The following is a 20302-nucleotide window of genomic DNA, read 5'->3' as shown; positions in this document are numbered from 1 at the left end:
GCATCATCTGACCGCTTGTCGTTATCATAAGGATGACCATGTTTATTGAAGCTTTACTTTTTAGTGCCAGCGTAACGCTCCCGACAATTCTCATGTTATTATTGGGTATTGCATTACGCCGTAAAAAAATGATCGACGATCATTTCTGCGAAGTGGCTTCTAAACTGGTATTTAATATCGCTCTCCCTGCTCTACTTTTTGTCAATGTAGTCAAAGAACCGACCGATTACTCCAGTCAAATATGGCTTGTTGGTGCGGGGGTGATTGGCACACTGATTATCTATTTTGGAGGCGAACTGCTTGCTCTACGCTTTATTGATGATCGAGCATATCGTGGAATCTTTGTGCAAGGACTCTTTCGTGCTAACAGCGGTATTTTAGGGCTTGCACTTTGCATCAATGCATACGGTTCGCCTGCCGTTGCACCCGCTTCGGTTTATACAGCCTGTATTACGCTATTATTTAATGTGCTTGCCGTCATTACCTTAACCAATTCACTCAGTGATGGGAAATTAAGTGTAATCAAGATCATAAAATCTATTCTGAAAAATCCGCTGATTATCGCGATTGTACTTGGAATTATTTTGAGTAAATTAGAGGTAGCTATTCCCAAGACTGTGATACGAACAGGCGATTATCTTGCGAATATCGCTCTCCCCCTAGCGCTGATTTGTGCGGGGGCAAGCCTAAATTTCAAACAACTTAAATTACTTAAACAAAGCGATAAAAAAGCATTAAAAATTAGCCGAATCGTCATTATAGCGAGCATCGGAAGATTACTTATCGCGCCATTACTTATGGTAATATTAGGTAAGTTTGTCTTCGATTTACCCGCAATGTCCATCGGTATTTTATTTCTTATTTCATCAACCCCTGTTGCTGCCGCAAGTTATGCGATGGTGAGACATTTTGGTGGTGATGCGACTGCCTCAGCCAACCTTATCGCACTCACCAATTTAGGTTCAATGTTCACAACGAGTTTAGGCATCGTTATTTTAAAACAATTAGGTTGGATGTAATGTGTAAAAAAAGGGAACAAACTCACCGCTTGTTCCCTTTAATTGTGCTTTTTTAACTAGCCCGCAACCCACAATAAAATCGCTAAAATTTGTGGCAAGATAATCCGACAGAACATCACCAAAGGATAAACCGTTGCATAGGACAATGCTGCTGCACCATTGTTTTCTTTAATCGCATTCGCAAAAGCAAGTGCTGGCGGGTCTGTCATTGAACCCGCGAGTAAACCACATAAGCTTAAATAGTTAAGTTTGCCATAAATACGTGCAACTACCGCAGTAATAATGAGTGGAATAAAGGTAATTAACGCACCATAGAAGATCCAAGATAAACCTTCATTGCTCAATAGCGTATTGACGAAATTACCCCCCGCTTTCCATCCAACAACCGCGAGGAAAAGGACAATCCCAATTTCACGTAGTGCCAAGTTTGCACTTGGTGGCATAAACCAATAGAGCTTTCCAAAACTACCAATTCGCGCCAAGATTAATGCGACAACTAAAGGTCCACCCGCTAAGCCTAATTTTAATGCCACAGGGAACCCTGGAATATAAATTGGAATAGAGCCTAATAATACACCAAGCCCAATCCCAATAAAGATAGGTAACATTTGTACTTGTTGTAATTTCTGTTGAGCATTGCCGATAATCGACATTACCGCATCAATGTCTTCTTGACGACCAACAAGATTCAATACATCACCAAACTGTAAAGTCATTTGTCCATTTGGAACTAATTCAACACCAGCACGGTTTAAACGAGAAATCACCACATCGTATTTCCCCTTTAACATCAACTGACGAATTTGCTTACCAAACACCTTCTCATTCGTCACAACGGCTCGTTCATTTTTATACATTGTTCCTTTCGTTGATACAGAAACATTCACCTCTTCGCCTAGAATAAGTTGCATTTTACGCAATGTTCCCTTCTCACCAACAATATGTAAAATATCCCCTACTTGAATCCGAGTTTCGACTTTAGGAACAAAAAGCTCCTCTCCGCGTTTTAAACGAGAATAAACCACATCATGTAACTCAAAATCAGGTAATTCTTTTAACATCAAACCATTAATATTGGGATTTGTCACTCGTACATTTAAAGTACTTAATCCTTCTTTTTTACTATTTGATGCAGAATCGAATTCGTCCGCTTCTTTATCCACATTAATTTTAAATGCAATACGAACTAACCACATTGCCAGTAAAATACCCACAATACCAAATGGATACGCAATCGCATAAGCCATGCCCATCACAGATGTAGATGCATCACCGCCTAATTCAGCTAAAATTTGTTGACCAGCCCCCAAAGACGGCGTATTAGTGACCGCGCCAGAGAAAATCCCTAGAATGACAGGTAAAGGAATATTGAAGAGTTTATGTAATAAAATCACAAGAACCCCGCTTAATCCCACAATCATCAATGCGAAAGCATTAAGTTTTAAGCCTGATTGTCTCAACGATGCAAAAAAACCAGGACCGACTTGAATACCAATCGTATAAACGAAGAGAATCAAACCAAACTCTTGAATAAAATGGAGTGTATGGGCATCTAATTTGATACCATACTGTGTCATAAAATGAGAAACAAAAATTCCCCCAAATAACACACCGCCAATCCCGAGACTCACGCCTCGTACCTTTATATGCCCTATCCATAAGCCAATCACTGCAACTAGGGATAATAGGCTAACTGTTAACGCAATTTCGCTCATATAAGCCTCACAATAAAAATAGAACTGGGCAAATTCTACCAAAGCTATCAACGAAAAAATGAGATCTAACTCAAAAAATAGGACTGTTTTTGGTGTTTTATTCCGCTCTTGATAAAAATTAACCTTATTTCCCACCTTTTTGACACATATAATAATTTGTACTAGTATTCCCGCCTTTCATTTTTATAACAAAAGGAGTAATGAAATGGAACCGATCGTATTAAACGGTTATCACACTCTTATTGCAGCAACACTCGTATTATTAGTTGGTCGAGTTTTTGTTAATAAAATCAAATTCTTACAAGATTTTAATATCCCAGAAGCTGTAGCAGGGGGCTTATTTGCTGCCTCAATTATTTTCTGCCTTTATAAATTTGCTGGAATTACATTCAAATTTGAATCCTCGCTTCAAACGGCTTTTATGCTAGCCTTTTTCTCATCAATCGGACTCTCTGCTGATTTTTCTCGATTAAAACAAGGCGGTATTCCGTTAATCATTTTCTTAATTGTAGTAAGTGTATTTATTATTATTCAAAATGGCGTGGGTGTTGCCTTAGCAAGCTTGCTAGGTTTAGATCCTCTTGTTGGGCTGATTACTGGTTCTATTACGCTTACTGGAGGACATGGTACAGGTGCAACTTGGGCAACTGTGTTTGCAGAAAAACATGGTGTGGTTGGTGCGATGGAAATGGCAATGGCTTCTGCCACATTTGGCTTAGTCGCTGGTGGTTTAATTGGCGGTCCTGTTGCTCGTCGTTTAGTGAATAATATGAAAATTTCTCCGACAAAACAGAATGCCAAAGTTGAAACCGTAGAACATAAATATGCTGGCGATACCTTTGAAGATGCCGATAATGTTCGCTTAATTACCGCTACATCAACCATTGAAACCATGGCACTTTTTGCAGCTTGTTTGGCTTTTTCTTCTGTTATGGTAAAAGTATTTCCTGATTCAGGATTACCACAATTCGTTTGGGCATTAGGATTTGGTGTACTCTTACGTAATATACTCACCCTTGTCTTTAAATTTGATATGTTTGATCGCGCTATTGACGTATTTGGTAATGCCTCATTAAGTTTATTCCTTGCGATTGCATTAATGAGTATCAAATTATGGGAATTAGCAGGGCTTGCAGGATCGATGTTAATCATCCTATTAGTACAAACGGTTGTTATGATCGTTTATGCCTATTTTGTGACCTTTAGAGTCATGGGCAGTAACTATGATGCGGCAATCCTTGCTGCAGGCCATTGTGGTTTTGGCTTAGGTGCAACACCAACTGCGGTCGCGAATATGCAATCTGTGACAGAAACCTTCGGTCCTTCGCATAAAGCGTTCCTAATCGTACCGCTTGTTGGAGCATTCTTTGTCGATATTATCAACTTAGGGACGATTACAGCCTTTATGAATTTCTTAGCAAAATAAGGATAACAAAAAAGCTAAGTCGAAAGACTTAGCTTTTTTACTCTCTTTTACTGACTCAAATGCACATGATAGGCTTGTAGGGTATTTTGCATCAACATTGCGACAGTCATAGGCCCAACGCCACCAGGGACAGGCGTAATAAAACTCGCTTTTTGAGATGCAACATCATAATCCACATCACCAACTAATTTACCGTCGAGGCGATTAATTCCCACATCAATAACAATCGCCCCTTCTTTAACCCAATCACCAGGGATAAATTTTGGCTTACCGACCGCTACGACTAAAATATCTGCTTGTCTTATATGGCTTTCTAAATCTTGTGTAAAACGATGTGTTACCGTTACCGTACAACCGCCTAATAATAATTCCAATGCCATTGGTCTGCCGACAATATTCGATGCACCAACAATAACGGCATGTTTTCCATAAAGACTCACACCAGTAGTTTCTAATAATTTCATCACACCATAAGGAGTACAAGCTCTTAAAGTTGGAATACGTTGGCACAAACGCCCAACATTATAAGGATGGAAACCATCAACATCTTTGTCTGGACGGATCGCTTCGATCACTTTGGTAGAATCAATCTGTTTTGGTAATGGTAACTGCACTAAAATACCATCTACGGTTTCATCTTGGTTTAATTTTTCAATTAAATCTAAAAGCGCTTGTTCTGAAGTATTTTCTGGCAAGTCATAGGATTTAGACTCTATCCCCACCTCTGCACAACTTTTACGCTTACTTCCAACATATACTTGAGATGCAGGATCTGCTCCGACTAAAATCACCGCTAACCCAGGTGCACGCTTACCTTGTGCGAGATTTAATGATATTTGAGCTGCAATTTCCCCTTTAATTTTTGTAGCAAGCGAATTACCCGAAATGACTTGTGCGACCATAGATTCTCCTAAGGATGAAAATTAGAAATCGTTTGCTATTTTCTCAAAAAAAAAACTTTTAGGTAAGCCCCAATTACAGTAATGTTCAAAGAACAGTCATTTAATTTATATTAATCAAAAACTTATTGACCTAAAAAAGAAATAATCTATAATGCGAACCACATTTACGGCGGCGAGTAGCGCAGCTTGGTAGCGCAACTGGTTTGGGACCAGTGGGTCGTAGGTTCAAATCCTATCTCGCCGACCACTCCTTTCCATATTAACTTCCCTTTTAATTAATTGTATTTGCGCCCTTAGCTCAGCTGGATAGAGCAACGCCCTTCTAAGGCGTGGGTCAAAGGTTCGAATCCTTTAGGGCGTGCCATTTATTTAGGCTGATTTATGAAAAAGCATCACATTGAAACGCTCATTTCATCTGAAGAAGTTCAACAACGTATTATTGAACTTGCTAAAGAGATCAATCATCACTATCACCATAAAAATAGTCAAAGCCTTGTCGTTGTAGGATTGTTACGTGGTTCATTCATGTTTATGGCTGATTTAGTTCGTCATCTCGACCTTCCCGTAGAAATTGATTTCTTAACGGCATCTAGCTATGGATTAAGCACAGAATCAAGCCGTGATGTCAAAATTCTTAAAGACTTAGACAGTGAAATTCAAGGAAAAGACGTACTTATCGTTGAAGATATTATTGATACTGGTTTCACGTTAAGCAAAGTTCGCGATATTCTTAATCTACGTGAGCCTACATCATTAGCAATTTGTACATTACTCGATAAACCATCTCGCCGTGAAATTGATGTACCTGTGGAATGGGTTGGGTTTGCGATTCCAGATGAGTTTGTTGTTGGTTATGGCATTGACTACGCACAACGCTACCGTAATTTAGATTACATTGCAAAAGTTGTGATTGAAGAATAATTTGTAAAATATTCATGAAAAAGACCGCTTGTTGTTTGAAACTTCAAGCGGTTTTTGTATTCTAAATCAAAGAAAGAATACAACAGGATAAATCATTTATGTGGAAAAAAACCGTTTTAGCTCTCTTTATCGCTAGCCCTTCTCTTTGGGCAAATCAGACACCGACATCTAAAATGTATAATGAAGCCGAAGTACAACAACTTAAACAAGAGTGGCTTCACCAAATACAACAAGATGAAAAAATCCGTCAAGCACAACGTGAAAATTTCCTTCAATTTGAATCGTTACTGCAAACTGCAGAACGATCAGGCACACTTTCAGCACCGCTATTAACCATTATCAACCAGCTCCAAACAACACTCAATGGCTATCCATTGCAAGAAGAAATGGCTTGGGCATTGCTGAAAACTAAAATGAAAGCCAATCAAGCAACGGTTGATGAAATTAGTCAATTTACAAATCAATATCCAAATACCGCTAAACGAAATAAGTTAAGCCAACGCCCTATTGAAAGGCTTTATCAACAGCAAAAATGGGCGGAATTAGTAGAGTACAGCAAAAAAGTCACGGCGGATGGTGTAGAGAATCAATGTAGAGTACTTGGGGCTCAATATCAGCTACTCGCAGAGCAACTTCAACCGAATCCAGAAGCAGAGCAAGCAGGTAATAGCTCCGCAACAACATCTATCGAAATGGATCAACTCGTCGCTCAATTTGAACCACTTTGGCTTACTCAAGGCAATTTACCTTCTACTTGCACTGGATTAGAAGCCTATTGGCGTGATAAAGGGTTAAAAACGGCTGAAAAGGTGACACAAAAAGCAATCAACTTATTTTCATCTGAAAATAAGACAGCACTGAATGATCTTATTACCAATAACCAAGATGCTGAATTAGCGATATGGTTAAACGAAGTGCAAAAACTGCTAGATAATCCAAGCTATTTGCAAAATTTTGCCGACAACCAACCGCTTGTCAGCCAAAATAAACAACTCGTTGTTTCCAGTTTTACTAAGTTTATCCGTACCTTACCTGAACAGATGGAAAAACCTGATTTTTCTCGCTATCAAACTTGGGCTGAGAAATGGCAACTCACACCTGAAGAATTAAACACATGGAAAATCAGTTTTATTAGTCGATTATTTGATAATAATGACCTAATTTTCCAATTATGGAGAGATGATCAACTCAAAACCCTAAAAGCCGACAACCTTACTGAACGCCGTTTACGTATGGCAATTTGGCAAAAAAGCGATCTTAAGGAGTGGCTTGAGATTCTCAGTGACGAAGGCAAAGCGAAAGTTGAATGGCGATATTGGCTTGCGAAGTCCTACCCTGCGCTTCAGCAAAACTTACTTACAGAACTCGCCAAAGAGCGTGGATTCTATCCAATGCTTGCAGCACAAGCTCTCGGCAAAGACTATCAACCGACTTTACCTGAAGCACTCTCACTTACAGAAAGCCAACTTGCCTCTTTTAAGCCGCAGATTGATCGCATTACAGAATTACGTGAATTAAAACGCTTTAGTCAAGCAAGACTTGCTTGGATTGACTTATTACAAGCGGTCAGTTTTGACGAAAAAATTGCATTAAGTGCCTTTGCATTAAAACTGGATTGGTATGACTTAAGTGTCGAAGGCACGATTCAAGCGAAGGCGTGGGATTATTTACCACTTCGCTTACCGAATGCTTATTCCGATTGGTTTGATCTTAACCTAAAAGATAAATCGATTACAAAAACCTTTGCCATGGCGATTGCTCGTCAAGAAAGTGCATGGAATTTCCAAGCTCGCTCTCATGCTAATGCGGTTGGCTTAATGCAAATGCTCCCAACAACTGCAAGCCAAACGGCTAAAGAGAGCCAATTAGTCTATGCGGGAGAAAGAGATCTAACCGATCCCTTTAAAAATATTATGTTAGGCACAGCCCATTTGGCTGAACTTAATGCCAAATATCCGAACAATCGAATCTTGATTGCATCAGCCTATAATGCAGGCCCACATCGTGTCGTTCGTTGGTTAGAAAGAGCAAATGGCACGCTTGCTATGGATGAATTTATTGCTTCCATCCCCTTTTTAGAAACCCGTGGATATGTGCAAAATGTATTGGCTTACGACTATTATTATCAGCTGTTACAAGGGAATAAAAATCTGATGATGTTTACGAAAGAAGAAATGGAACGGAAATACTAAAACAAAACGGACGCATAAGCGTCCGTTTTCATATCACAAGCGGTCTGTTTAGCCAAAAACTTTGCAAGTTTTTCATCTGAACAGACCATTTGAGCTATTTAAAAATTACTTAATAATCAGTAACTTGCTTGTATCACTCATCATTTCTGCCACTTTCGGCTGAGAAGATAATTGCGTTTCATTCATTGGCTCAATTTTCCAAATATCTTTCGCATAATCTAATACAGAACGGTCTGATGAGAAGTAACCCATATTCGCAATATTGATGATCGCAGAACGTGTCCACGCTTTTTTATTGCGGAAATACGCTGCCACTTTCTCTTGGGTATCAATGTAGCTACGGAAATCTGCACAGGCTTGATAGTAGTCACCTGATGAGAGAATCAACTCTTGATAACGGTATGGATCTTCTGGTGAGAATTTACCGTTCAAGATTTGTGAAATCGCTTCATTTAATTCCGCATCTTTTTCGTAGTAGTGATATGGTGAGTAGCCGTTGCGACGTAGCTCTTCCACTTGTTCTACGGTGTTACCGAAGATAAAGATGTTGTCGTTACCTACACGATCTAAAATTTCCACGTTTGCACCGTCAAGCGTACCAATGGTCAATGCACCGTTTAGGGCAAATTTCATATTTGATGTACCTGATGCTTCTGTACCCGCAAGGGAAATTTGCTCAGACACATCTGCCGCTGGAATAATTAATTGAGCAAGACTTACGCTGTAATTCGGGATAAAGACAACTTTGATTAAATCACGAATACGGCTATCGTTGTTGATTACATTTGCAACATCATTGATTAAACGAATCACTTTTTTCGCTGCATAGTACGCACTTGCCGCTTTACCTGCAAAGATAAAGACTCGAGGCTGCCAATCTGCTGTTGGGTTTCTTAAAATACGGTTATAGTGAGCAATGATGTGTAACACATTTAATTGCTGACGTTTGTATTTGTGGATACGTTTAATTTGAACGTCAAAAATCGCTTCAGGGTTGAGCTTAATGCCTTGGGTTTGTTCTACATAAGCAGCGAGTTTACGTTTATTTTCTACTTTCACTGCTGCCACTTCTGCTTGGACGTCTGCATCATCAACAAAAGCGTTGAATTTGTCTAACTGAGTTAAATCGGTACGCCATTCTTTGCCAATGTGTTTATCTAAAATCGCAGCGAGTCCAGGGTTAGCGATATGAATCCAGCGACGTGGGGTTACGCCATTTGTTACGTTAGTGAAACGATTTGGGTAAATCTTCGCAAAATCAGCAAAAATAGATTCAACCATTAAGTCTGAGTGAATTTTGGCTACGCCATTGACTTTACCTGATGCAATCACCGCTAACCACGCCATACGAATGCGACGGTCGCCGTTTTCATCAATGATAGATACTCGACGAATAAGATCTTCATCACCTGGGAATTTTTCACGAACTTCTTGTAAGAACCAGTCGTTGATTTCAAAAATAATTTGTAAATGGCGCGGTAAGATACGAGCCACCATTTCTACTGGCCACGTTTCTAATGCTTCGCTCATTAAGGTGTGATTGGTGTAGAAGAATACTTTACGAGTTGTATTCCACGCTTGTTCCCAGCTATAGCCTTTTTCGTCAATTAAAATACGCATTAACTCAGGAATCGCAAGGGTTGGATGGGTATCGTTAAGGTGGATAGCCACTTTTTCAGCGAGATTTAGGCAAGAACCTGATTCCACTTCGTGACGGCGAACGATGTCTTGTACCGATGCAGAGCAAAGGAAATATTCTTGACGTAAACGTAACTCACGACCGTTGTAAGTTGAATCATCTGGATAAAGCACACGAGAAACATTTTCTGAGCTATTTTGTTGGCTCATTGCGGCAAAATAATCACCACGGTTAAAGTCTGCTAAACCAAATAGTTTTTCCCCTGCATGTGCAGACCATAGGCGTAAGCTGTTAGTTGCCGTGGTTTCAAATCCCGGGATAAGTTGGTCGTGGGCTTGAGCGATAATTTCTTCATCTGGCTGCCATACGGTTTTTTTGCCTTCTTGCCACGTTTTTCCGCCAAAACGGACAGGGAATTTTTTACTTGAACGTAAGTAAGGCCATGCAAATTCGTTTTCTAACCAATAATCTGGGTGTTCAACTTGCTCACCGTTTTTGATCTCTTGGCGGAACATACCATATTCATAACGAATACCGTAGCCAATCGCAGGGATCTTCATTGCTGCAAGGCTATCCATATAACATGCTGCTAAACGACCTAAGCCACCATTACCTAAACCTGGATCACCTTCTTCGTTAATAATGTCTTCAATATCTTGACCTAATTCATCTAAGGCTGCACGAATTAAATCATAAACACCCTCAGCAATCATGGCATTACTGAAGGTTCTTCCCATTAAAAACTCCATAGAAAGATAATAAACACGACGGCTTGTGTTTGCCGCTTGGCTACGACGAGTTTGTAACCAAGATTCCGTAGAAAGATCACGCACAACACGCAATGCCGCATTTAACCAGTTACGTCTGCTCGCTTCACGTGGTTCTACACCAAGCGCAAAAACAAGTTTATGCAAAATGGCATTTTTGACATTCTGAATATTTTCTGGACTAAGATGAATTGGCTGTGTATTTGCCATTACGAACTCCCTAAGTAAGATACAAAGTAAGATAAAAATAAAACGGTGATATTTTACAATAACTTTGTCGACTTTATTACCAAATTACGCAAAATTACTTTACGTTACTTAACTATACTGATGAAAAAGTGAAACAATAAAACAGTATTTGATTTTTTCTCAAAAGTAATTAAAATATGCACTCGGTTTTTTAACCGTCAAATTTAGGGAAATAGCTGGGTCGCCTGCTATTTTTGAATCAATGGAACCTTAGGTTCCCTTTTTATTTATGAGAATTTAATTATGTCATTCAAATTTGAAGCTGAAGTTCGTTCGGCGCAAGGTAAGGGTGCGAGCCGCCGCCTGCGTCATAATGGTCAAGTTCCTGCGATCATCTACGGTGGTAAAGCAGAAGCTGTGTCAATCATTTTAGACCATGATAAAGTAAACAACGCACAAGTACACGATGCGTTCTACAACGAAGTTTTAACTATCGTCGTTGCGGGTAAAGAAGAGCAAGTAAAAGTACAAGCGATTCAACGTCACCCAACTAAACCAAAACTTGTTCACTTAGACTTCAAACGCGTTTAAGAGAAGATGAAAACCCACTGAATAGTGGGTTTTTTGTTATCTATTCAATGAAGAAATCCCTTTGGTATCAATTAATATCGCCTTTTCTATTTTTTGCCAATCTATATCTTTAAAAGGTTTATGATCAACCAAGATCACGAGAATATCCATCTCTTCTAAAGTACTTTCTAAAGTAGCTAATTGTACATTTTCCTTTAACTCTTCAGGTAAATGCTGAATATTCGGCTCTACCACCCAAATTTGATTTGGGTAAGTTTTCGTTAATTGTTGGGTAATTTTAAGCGCAGGGCTTTCTCTTAAATCATCAATATCTGCTTTAAACGCTAACCCTAAACAGCCGATTTTTATCTCTTGAATAGATTTTGTTGGATTTGCTTTTAATTGGTCAATAACCGCTTGGTTAACCTTATTTATCACCCACTCTGGTTTGCTGTCATTCACCTCTCGAGCAGTTTTAATCAGCTTCGCTGTTTCAGGAGATTTACTGACAATAAACCAAGGATCAACAGCGATACAGTGCCCACCAACACCACAGCCTGCTTGTAAAATATTGACTCTTGGATGGCGATTAGCAAGGGTAATTAATTCCCAAACATTAATATCCAATTCATCACAAATCATTGAAATTTCATTAGCAAAGGCAATATTCACATCTCGAAAGGCGTTTTCAGTCAGCTTGCACATCTCAGCAGTACGGCTATTTGTAACAAAACATTCGCCTTTGACAAATTTTTTATACAATCTTACCGCTTGTTCTGAACACCTTGATGTCATTCCGCCAATAATTCGATCATTCTCAACGATCTCTTGCAGAATCTTCCCTGGTAACACACGTTCAGGGCAATAGGCAATGCGAATATCTGAATTATCGCCGACTTGTTGTGGGAAAGTTAAATCTGGACGAGCTTTTGCTAAACATTCTGCTAAATACTCTGTTGTTCCCACAGGTACAGTGGACTCTAAAATAATCAGATTTCCTTTTGCTAAAACAGGCGCAATAGCACGACTTGCCGATTCAATATAGCTTAAATCAGCTTGTTGAGTATGATGATTAAATGGGGTTGGAACGGCAATTAAAAAAACATCTGCCGCATCAGGCTTTATTTGAGCGGTCAATAACTTCTGCTCAACACACTGTTTTAAAGCAATCTCTAATCCAGGTTCAAGAATATGAAGTTGACCTTGATTAACTCGTTCAACAACATCTGGGTTTATATCAATACCTGTTACTTTCACCCCAGTCTGAGCAAACGCAACAGCCGTAGGTAAACCGATATATCCTAAACCGATGACAGAAATATGGTTAAATTGCGGCACGAGATTATCCTTTATTATGTTGAAAAATATCTAAAATCTGTTTTGCCGCTTGGCCATTACCATAAGGATTATATATTTTAGACATGGATAAATAGACTTCTTGATTTTCTAATAATAAAGACACTTGCTCTACAATAGAGTCCTTTGATGTTCCCACTAACTTAATATTACCTGATATTAATGCATCTAAGCGTTCTGTGATATCACGCATCACTAATACAGGTTTGCCTAAAGCAGGCGCTTCTTCTTGCACACCGCCAGAATCCGTTAAAATAAAATAGGCATTATCCATTAAATAAACAAAACTCAAATAATCCTGTGGTTCAATTAAATAAATATTTGGGATATTTGCAAGTAATCTATTTACAGGCTCAAGCACATTTGGGTTTAAATGTACTGGAAATACAAATTGAATATGTGGATATTTGTTTGCTAATTGCAAAATGGCTTGGCAAATATTTTCAAAGGATTTGCCAAAATTTTCACGACGATGCCCTGTTATCAGAAGAAATGTTTTATTCTGTAAATAAGAAAACTTTTCATGAAGTTGCTGAGATAAACTCATATCTTTTTTTAATTTTTCTTTAATAAAAAATAAAGCATCAATAACGGTATTCCCTGTTACATAAATATGTTCAGCTGGAATATTTTCACGTAATAAATTTAATTTAGCATATTCTGTTGGTGCAAAATGATAATCAGCTAATACCGATGTCAGTTTTCTATTGCTTTCTTCCGGAAATGGAGAGTACAGATTTCCTGTTCTTAAACCCGCTTCAATATGTGCAATTTTGATTTTATGGTAATAAGCAGATAAAGAGACAGCAAATGTCGTGGTGGTATCACCATGAACGAAAATCACATCAGGCTGATAGCTTTCTAAAATAGGTTGAATTTGAACTAAAATATCAGAGGTTAATTCAGACAAAGTCTGTTTATTACTCATGATATTCAGATCATAATCTGGTTTTATATTAAAAAGCGCTAAAACTTGATCAAGAATTTGGCGATGTTGTGCAGTGACACACACTTTAAAATCTAACGCTCTTTTTTGAAATTCTTTAATTAAAGGAGCCATTTTTATCGCTTCTGGACGAGTGCCAAAAACAATAAGAGATTTCATAAATCCACCTAGTTCTTAATAAGAAAAAAATCCTCACTCTATTCGTCATTAACGAGAAATGAGGATATTTAAAAATAAAATAATAATTCAGAAATGTTATTTCTGTTCTGCATTAGGCAAAGGCTGATCTAATTGAACATTACTCACTAAGCCTTTATTATCAAAATGAACAAATAAAGTACGTTGTACAGGTTCTTCGTGTCCTTTACGTAAGATAAAAACATAATCCCAACGATTTTGCACAAATGAATCTCTTAACATTGGCGTACCAAGCAAGTATTGCACTTGTTCCTTATTCATTCCGACTTGAAGTTGATCGATTTTATCTTGCTCTAAATAGTTACCTTGTGGCACATCAATACGATAAACAACTTTTTTTACCGTAGAACAAGCTGTTACACCCAAAGCAAGTAACAATACAGCAACAAGAGATTTCATTTTCATGGTCATAACCTTCCTTTTAAAAATTAGTGCGATTATACCGAAATCGCTTATAAAATGTCATTATTTATTACGTTCTAATTGGTCACGTAAATTTGCAGGCAATCCTTTGATTGTCAAAGTATCATTTAGTTCATCCCAAATAATACGTTGGGATAATAATTCCGCATCAAAACTGATCGTCACCCCTTTTCCTGAACCTGAGTATTTGGTTAAGGTTTTTAACGCATTACGCACAGGCGGAATAGTTTCTTCTAAGCCATATTCTTGTTGCTCGGCAAAGTCAGCAAAATCAATCTCTTTTAAGGTTGGCATTGAAGCTGATAATTCGCTGATCGCAATTTCTTCCCCACTATTAATTTGCCCTTTACAGTACTCAAACACCTGTTTTTTAACCGCTTGAGTTTGGTTGCTGTCTAACTCGCCTTGTTCACAATAATCACTCACCGCTTGAAGCAACGTTTGATTTTGCACTTGCGGATTTAATCCTTCTTCAGCCCCTAAAAAGTCCATAAAGAAGTCGGCAACTTTACGCCCAACACGCCCTTTAATAAAGGTCAAATAGCGGTTAGATTGTGCATTGTGTTTTAGTTCGGTAAGGTTGATACGGCAAGCAATATCATATTGTGTAATATCGAGATATTCCGTGCGTTTCACTTCCAACTTATCATCAACCAACATAGACGCACGGCTATCAATTAATGCAATAAAGAGATACTCCGTCGCTAAAAAGGTATAACGGCAAAGGATAAAAGTTCCACCTGAAGCAAAAGGATATTTGACTAATTCTGTCGCTAACATTTTGGCACAACTATGGCTAAAAGGCAGAAATGCGCTTTCGCCTTCTAACAAGCGGTTTAATTGTTGTGCAAAAATAGATTCAGACTGAAATATACCATAGGCTTTTGCTTTATTTTGATAGGCTTGATGTAGTTGCAACATCATCTGTTCAGCTTCAGGGCTGATCGCAAGCAGATCTTCGCGTAACACCGTATGAAGTTCAGCGGTTTCCCCTGGTGTTTGTTGAAGTTGGTGTAAAACAATTTCGGTAACGTTAATGCTCATTATGTTCTCACAAGCGGGTAGTTTTAAATGAAAAAATGTAAATCCTAATAGTTGGCTATTATAACTATTTACAAACCACAAAAAAACTTTCAAACTCTCAATGTTGAATTTAATTTATTTCACAAGGAGATTTTTATGACAACTGTTATTCATACTGAAAATGCCCCAAAAGCAATCGGACCTTATGTACAAGCGGTTGATTTAGGCAATTTAGTGCTAACATCAGGACAAATTCCAGTTAATCCAAAAACAGGCGAAGTGCCTGTGGATATCAAAGCTCAAGCTCGTCAATCCCTTGAAAATGTCAAAGCGATCATTGAACAAGCGGGTTTATCTGTGGCAGATATTGTAAAAACCACTGTATTTGTGAAAGATCTCAATGACTTTGCCACGGTAAATGCCGAATATGAAGCCTTTTTCCGTGAAAACAATCACCCAAATTTCCCTGCTCGTTCTTGTGTTGAAGTCGCACGTTTACCAAAAGATGTTGGCATTGAGATTGAAGCGATTGCGGTGAGAAAATAAACAATGAAAAAAATTCTGCCAACTTGGTCTGTTCCTGATTTTGTTCACGCATTCACCACCACTCGAGAAGGTGGGATAAGCCAAGCTCCCTTTGATAGCTTGAATTTGGGTGATCACGTTACTGATGATCCACAATCAGTACAAACTAATCGTGAAATCTTGCAAGAACAAGGCAATTTGCCACATTTTCCGCTCTATTTAACGCAAACGCATAGTACAAGAGTGCTACGTCTACCCTATGAACAAAACGACATTGAAGCGGACGCAGTTTATACCAACCAAGCAAACCAAGTCTGTTTAGTGATGACCGCAGATTGTTTGCCTGTGCTTTTTTGCAGTAAAGATGGCAAAGAGATTGCGGCAGCCCACGCAGGTTGGCGTGGTTTATGCGATGGCGTGCTTGAAGCTACGGTGGCAGAATTTGAATGTGAGCCAGAGAATATTTGTGTTTGGCTAGGTCCTGCAATCGGTCCAACTGCATTTCAAGTCGGAGAAGAAGTGATAGCACAATTTTGTGCCTTCGATCCCCAAGCGAGAGAAGCCTTTGTTGTAGATGAACAAACAAGCGGTAAGTTCCTTGGTAATCTTTACCAAATTGCTTGCCAACGCTTAAATAAACTTGGGATTACGGAAATTGCAGGGGGCGATTATTGTACCTATTGCGATGCAGAACAATTTTTCTCTTACCGTAGAGATAAAATTACAGGGCGAATGGCAACGCTGATTTGGCGTAGTGAATAATCCAATAAGCACGAGTATTTTACCCGTGCTTTATTTTTAGCATAATTTTGTAACAAACTCACTATTCAGATCAGCTAAAGGCAATGTTGAATCCCCCCACTGCCTTAATAATTGTGCTTTCATCAAATCTAACGTATCTAAACCAGCCAAAGTATTCGGGGTGTATTGATTCGCAAAACATGCTAGCTGAGTAAGTCCAAGACTGGATTCAATACTTGAACTTATCACGGCAATTAAACCTTGCTGATGTGCCTGTTCAATTAATGAAATACATTTCTCAAGGGAGCCAACAAGCGTCGGTTTAATCACAATAGCGGTCAGATTCGGCTCTTTTTTTACCGAAAAATCAGGCTCTCGAACAGTTTCATCCCAAGCTATGTTGATCCCCGTCTGTTCAGCAAATTGACGTGAAAGTTCTGGCTTTTTGCAGGGTTCTTCTAAAAATTGAATACGATCTTTGCGTTCAGGGGCAATTTTACTTGCAAAAAGTAATGCTTTTTCCAATGTCCACGATCTATTTGCATCAAGTCGCAATTTTAAATCAGGAATTGCTTCTAGAAACATATCCGCAATAAGTCCATCTCGATTAGCTTCATACAGACCGACCTTAATTTTTGCGATTTTTTTCCCTTGCATTTGGTTAAGTTCCGCATAAAGTTCATCAGGGTCACCATAACAGAGCGGCACAGTTTGAAAGTTGGCTTCTTCGCTTAATGTTCCATTTAGTTCTGCTAAGGCACAACTCACCCCAAAGGCAACGGACGGCGGATAAGATGTTAAAGATTCGTCTTGATGATTTAGCCATTTTTCAATCCATTGGCGAACTGCGATTTCCGCTTCCGCCAAAGTTTCTTGGCTAAATTCAGGCAATGGAGCGATTTCCCCCCACCCTTCTTTGTCAGCCTGTTGCAAATGGATAATTAAGCCTTCTCGTTGTTTTAAACGGCGGTTGCGTAAGATAATGCCTGTTTCAACAGGTAAGGAATAGCGGTAAAGTTGGGCAGTTTTCATTGGTGTTCCTTATTTTTCAAGCGATTTAGCAATCGTTTGATTAATCCATTCATTTAAACTGATATTTTGTGCTGCAGCAGCAGTAACTGCGGCACAATGTAATTCAGAACTTATTCTGACATTAAAACGCCCTGAATAAGATTTATAAGGCGATATCCCTTGCTCTTGGCAAATGTCTAAAAAGGTTTGTAAACTTTTTTCACCTTCTTTTCGTAAATCAATGACATTATCAGCGTAAAAATCCGCACCACCATTTAAGCCGATAAATTCACCACGAAAAAGTTCGATATCAGCATCATAAGCAATCACAGCTTTATGCCCATTGATTTCCATTATATTACGCATACGGAACAACCCCATTTTCTTCTAGCCATTTTCTTACCGACACAACAGCCCCTTTATCTGTATCTGGATTTGGATGTGGTCGATGGAATACTTTAACTTGACCAAACAAAATAATTGCAATTCGACTTCCTTCTCTCTCTTGAATTGTTGCTCCGAGTTCAAGAAAAAGTGCTTCAATATCAGACCATTTTATGTTTGCTGAAATTGGATGCTGATAAAGCTGAACGAGTGTCTTTTGATGTTTCTTTCTAATATAAAATGAAACCATAATTTAGTACCATTTTAGCCTAACAAATATGATTGTTCAAATGCTTATAGCATATAAATTATGGTTTTATCTGTCTTTCAAAAAAACTGCATTTTTCGATGAGAGTCACAAAATTAGCCACTCATCAATACTTCCAACTGCCCTTGCACTTCCAGCCATTCCATTTCGACTTCTTCCAGCTGTTTTTTAGTTGCTACTTGCTTTGCCAAGGTGTCTGTCAATTTGGCTTTATTTTCTGCATCATAGATTTCAGGGGAAGCCAGCATTTCTTCTAGGGTTGTTAAACTAGCGGTGAGTTTCTCTAACTCTTTTTCCAACTGCGTCAGCTTTTTGCGAAGTGGGGCGGCTTGTTGGCGTAATTCGGCTTCTTGGCGTTTTTGCTCTTTGCGGTTTACCGCACTGTTTTCATTGTTACAAGCGGTCGAATTGTCCGCTTTTTTTGCACATTCCAACTGAGCATTTAGCTCATTTAGCCATTTTTGATAGTCTTCCAAATCGCCGTTAAATTCTTCCACTTTGCCGTCGTGAACTAAGTAAAATTCATTGACGGTACTGCGTAATAAATGGCGGTCGTGGGATACGATCACCAACGATCCTTCATATTGTGTCAGGGCTTCGGTTAAGGCTTGACGCATATCGAGATCTAAGTGGTTGGTCGGTTCGTCGAGTAGCAGTAAGTTCGGGCGTTGCCATACGATAAGCGCAAGCACAAGGCGAGCTTTTTCACCGCCAGAGAAAGAACTGACCGCTTGTTTGACCTTATCGCCGTGAAACGCAAAACCGCCCAAATAGTTGCGTAGTTCTTGTTCGGTTTTTTCTGGGGCAAGGCGAGCTAAATGCCACAAGGCACTTTCATCTGCTCGCAAGGTGTCTAATTGATGTTGAGCGAAGTAGCCAAGTTGAACGCCTTTTGCCAGTTGAGTATGCCCTGATTGTGCTTGAATTTCCCCTGCCAGTAGCTTAATCAAGGTGGATTTCCCTGCACCGTTTCGTCCTAATAAACCAATGCGAGAACCTGGTACAAGATTAAGTTTGACCGATTGCAACACGGTTCTTTCCCCATAGCCTGCACTGACTTTTTCCATCATTAACAAAGGGTTAGGCAGTGAAAGTGGTTCTCTAAACTCAAAGGAAAATGGGCTGTCGGCATAAGCTGGGGCAATCAGTTCCATTTTTTCGAGAGCTTTGACACGACTTTGAGCCTGTTTTGCTTTGGTAGCTTTGGCTTTAAAGCGGTCGATAAATTTTTGCAAATGGGCGATTTTTTGTTGCTGTTGCTGATAAGCCGCATTTTGTTGGGCGAGTTTCGTTGCTCGCTGAATTTCAAATGAACTGTAATTGCCCGTGTAATCAAAAAGTTTTTGCTGTTCGATATGCAAGACACGGTCGATAATCGGGTCAAGAAAATCTCGGTCGTGGGAAATCAGCAATAACGTACCACGATAGTTACTTAACCAGCGTTCAAGCCAAATTACCGCGTCTAAATCTAGGTGGTTGGTTGGCTCGTCAAGTAGCAACAAATCGGAACGGCAAATTAAAGCTTGAGCCAAATTTAACCGCATTATCCAACCGCCCGAAAAGGATTTTACTGGCAGTTGAAGCTGTTCAGTGCTAAAACCTAAGCCGTTGAGTAGGGTTGAAGCTCTAGATTGAATTGTCCAAGCGTCAATGGTATCTAGTTGGGCGTGTAAGGTGGCAATCAAATTGCCGTTATTCTCAAGGTTGGCTTGCTCAAGTTGGACGGTGAGTTCGGTATATTCTCGATCGCCTTGGATTACATAATCCAACGCAGAGATATCTAATGCTGGTGTTTCTTGGTTTACCCATGCAATCGACCAGTTTTTCGGATAGCTGGCATCACCACCTTCTGCTTGTAGCTCATTTTTTAATAAGGCAAACAGTGACGATTTACCACAGCCATTTTTGCCGATTAAGCCAACTTTCTGCCCTGTATGAATAGTTGCATTTGCTTGTTCAAGTAAGATGCTTTGACCACGTTTTAAGGTTAAATCTGTAAAAAAAATCATTGAAAATTAAATAAGTTGTTTGGTTTTAGGGTAAATTTATTGCACAATAACGAAGATCTTGTTTTATAAGGAAAAGTA

At 39.1% G+C, this 20302-nt stretch carries 18 protein-coding genes and 2 tRNA genes; 9 read left to right on the top strand and 11 right to left on the bottom strand.

The genetic code is table 11. The features are described from left to right. Window positions 1-38: 38 nt before the first annotated feature. Complete coding sequence (locus EXH44_RS09990) at window positions 39-1019, top strand: AEC family transporter (RefSeq protein ID WP_162857353.1); 981 nt, start codon at window positions 39-41, stop codon at window positions 1017-1019. A 56-nt stretch (window positions 1020-1075) separates the two neighbouring features. Here EXH44_RS09990 and EXH44_RS09985 read toward each other — a convergent pair whose 3' ends face one another. Next, window positions 1076-2734: a putative transporter gene (locus EXH44_RS09985; RefSeq protein WP_162857352.1), complete on the bottom strand. Its 1659-nt coding sequence runs from the start codon at window positions 2732-2734 to the stop codon at window positions 1076-1078. Between the two features lie 205 nt (window positions 2735-2939). Between EXH44_RS09985 and gltS the strand changes: the two genes are divergently transcribed. Continuing rightward, entirely contained in the window at window positions 2940-4160 is a 1221-nt protein-coding gene (gene gltS / locus EXH44_RS09980) for a sodium/glutamate symporter (RefSeq protein ID WP_162857351.1), read from the top strand. Window positions 4161-4207: 47 nt separating this feature from the next. On the opposite strand, the gene folD is transcribed toward gltS, so the two are convergent. Then, complete coding sequence (gene folD, locus EXH44_RS09975; protein WP_162857350.1) at window positions 4208-5062, bottom strand: bifunctional methylenetetrahydrofolate dehydrogenase/methenyltetrahydrofolate cyclohydrolase FolD; 855 nt, start codon at window positions 5060-5062, stop codon at window positions 4208-4210. A 170-nt stretch (window positions 5063-5232) separates the two neighbouring features. On the opposite strand from folD, the gene EXH44_RS09970 reads away from it, so the two are divergent. The 4 genes from EXH44_RS09970 to EXH44_RS09955 all read left to right on the top strand — a co-directional run bounded on the left by EXH44_RS09970 (window position 5233) and on the right by EXH44_RS09955 (window position 8175). Beyond that, window positions 5233-5309 (top strand) — tRNA-Pro (locus tag EXH44_RS09970). Between the two features lie 40 nt (window positions 5310-5349). Further along, a tRNA-Arg gene (locus EXH44_RS09965) sits at window positions 5350-5426 on the top strand. A gap of 17 nt (window positions 5427-5443) precedes the next feature. Then, window positions 5444-5983, top strand: a complete 540-nt coding sequence (gene hpt, locus EXH44_RS09960) for a hypoxanthine phosphoribosyltransferase (RefSeq protein ID WP_162857349.1) — start codon at window positions 5444-5446, stop codon at window positions 5981-5983. A gap of 98 nt (window positions 5984-6081) precedes the next feature. Then, entirely contained in the window at window positions 6082-8175 is a 2094-nt protein-coding gene (locus EXH44_RS09955; protein WP_162857348.1) for a transglycosylase SLT domain-containing protein, read from the top strand. Between the two features lie 105 nt (window positions 8176-8280). Here EXH44_RS09955 and EXH44_RS09950 read toward each other — a convergent pair whose 3' ends face one another. Further along, window positions 8281-10791 (bottom strand): glycogen/starch/alpha-glucan phosphorylase, encoded by a 2511-nt coding sequence (locus tag EXH44_RS09950; RefSeq protein WP_162857347.1) that lies wholly within the window; start codon window positions 10789-10791, stop codon window positions 8281-8283. Window positions 10792-11073: 282 nt separating this feature from the next. On the opposite strand from EXH44_RS09950, the gene rplY reads away from it, so the two are divergent. Next, entirely contained in the window at window positions 11074-11361 is a 288-nt protein-coding gene (rplY, locus tag EXH44_RS09945) for a 50S ribosomal protein L25 (protein WP_111749046.1), read from the top strand. Between the two features lie 36 nt (window positions 11362-11397). Here the strand turns inward: rplY and wecC are convergent, their stop codons facing one another. The 4 genes from wecC to yejK all read right to left on the bottom strand — a co-directional run bounded on the left by wecC (window position 11398) and on the right by yejK (window position 15307). Beyond that, a complete protein-coding gene (gene wecC, locus EXH44_RS09940; RefSeq protein ID WP_162857346.1) occupies window positions 11398-12678 on the bottom strand; it encodes a UDP-N-acetyl-D-mannosamine dehydrogenase in 1281 nt (426 codons plus the stop codon). Between the two features lie 4 nt (window positions 12679-12682). Then, on the bottom strand, window positions 12683-13801 hold the full coding sequence (gene wecB / locus EXH44_RS09935; protein WP_162857345.1) for a non-hydrolyzing UDP-N-acetylglucosamine 2-epimerase: 1119 nt from the start codon (window positions 13799-13801) through the stop codon (window positions 12683-12685). Between the two features lie 96 nt (window positions 13802-13897). Then, window positions 13898-14245, bottom strand: coding sequence for an outer membrane protein assembly factor BamE (bamE, locus tag EXH44_RS09930; RefSeq protein WP_162857575.1), 348 nt, complete (start codon window positions 14243-14245; stop codon window positions 13898-13900). 60 nt (window positions 14246-14305) lie between these two features. Beyond that, window positions 14306-15307 carry a nucleoid-associated protein YejK gene (gene yejK / locus EXH44_RS09925; protein WP_162857344.1) on the bottom strand — a complete coding sequence of 334 codons (1002 nt, stop codon included), beginning with the start codon at window positions 15305-15307 and terminating at the stop codon, window positions 14306-14308. A 135-nt stretch (window positions 15308-15442) separates the two neighbouring features. On the opposite strand from yejK, the gene EXH44_RS09920 reads away from it, so the two are divergent. Both EXH44_RS09920 and pgeF read left to right on the top strand, forming a co-directional pair. Then, complete coding sequence (locus EXH44_RS09920) at window positions 15443-15832, top strand: RidA family protein (RefSeq protein WP_075605421.1); 390 nt, start codon at window positions 15443-15445, stop codon at window positions 15830-15832. Window positions 15833-15835: 3 nt separating this feature from the next. Then, window positions 15836-16573 (top strand): peptidoglycan editing factor PgeF, encoded by a 738-nt coding sequence (gene pgeF, locus EXH44_RS09915; RefSeq protein ID WP_162857343.1) that lies wholly within the window; start codon window positions 15836-15838, stop codon window positions 16571-16573. 36 nt (window positions 16574-16609) lie between these two features. Here the strand turns inward: pgeF and menC are convergent, their stop codons facing one another. The 4 genes from menC to EXH44_RS09895 form a co-directional block, all read right to left on the bottom strand. Continuing rightward, window positions 16610-17584, bottom strand: a complete 975-nt coding sequence (menC, locus tag EXH44_RS09910) for an o-succinylbenzoate synthase (RefSeq protein WP_162857342.1) — start codon at window positions 17582-17584, stop codon at window positions 16610-16612. A gap of 9 nt (window positions 17585-17593) precedes the next feature. Then, window positions 17594-17929, bottom strand: a complete 336-nt coding sequence (locus EXH44_RS09905; protein WP_162857341.1) for a type II toxin-antitoxin system HicB family antitoxin — start codon at window positions 17927-17929, stop codon at window positions 17594-17596. Then, window positions 17922-18197, bottom strand: a complete 276-nt coding sequence (locus tag EXH44_RS09900; protein ID WP_208717139.1) for a type II toxin-antitoxin system HicA family toxin — start codon at window positions 18195-18197, stop codon at window positions 17922-17924. The genes EXH44_RS09905 and EXH44_RS09900 overlap by 8 nt, the downstream gene beginning before the upstream one ends. A gap of 113 nt (window positions 18198-18310) precedes the next feature. Continuing rightward, on the bottom strand, window positions 18311-20224 hold the full coding sequence (locus EXH44_RS09895) for an ABC transporter ATP-binding protein (RefSeq protein WP_162857340.1): 1914 nt from the start codon (window positions 20222-20224) through the stop codon (window positions 18311-18313). Between the last annotated feature and the right edge of the window lie 78 nt (window positions 20225-20302).

The sequence above is a fragment of the Actinobacillus indolicus genome (genome assembly GCF_004519515.1).
Lineage (GTDB): Bacteria > Pseudomonadota > Gammaproteobacteria > Enterobacterales > Pasteurellaceae > Glaesserella > Glaesserella indolica_A.
The sequence above is the reverse complement of the archived record's forward strand: the minus strand, read 5'-3'. Positions and strand labels throughout refer to the sequence as shown.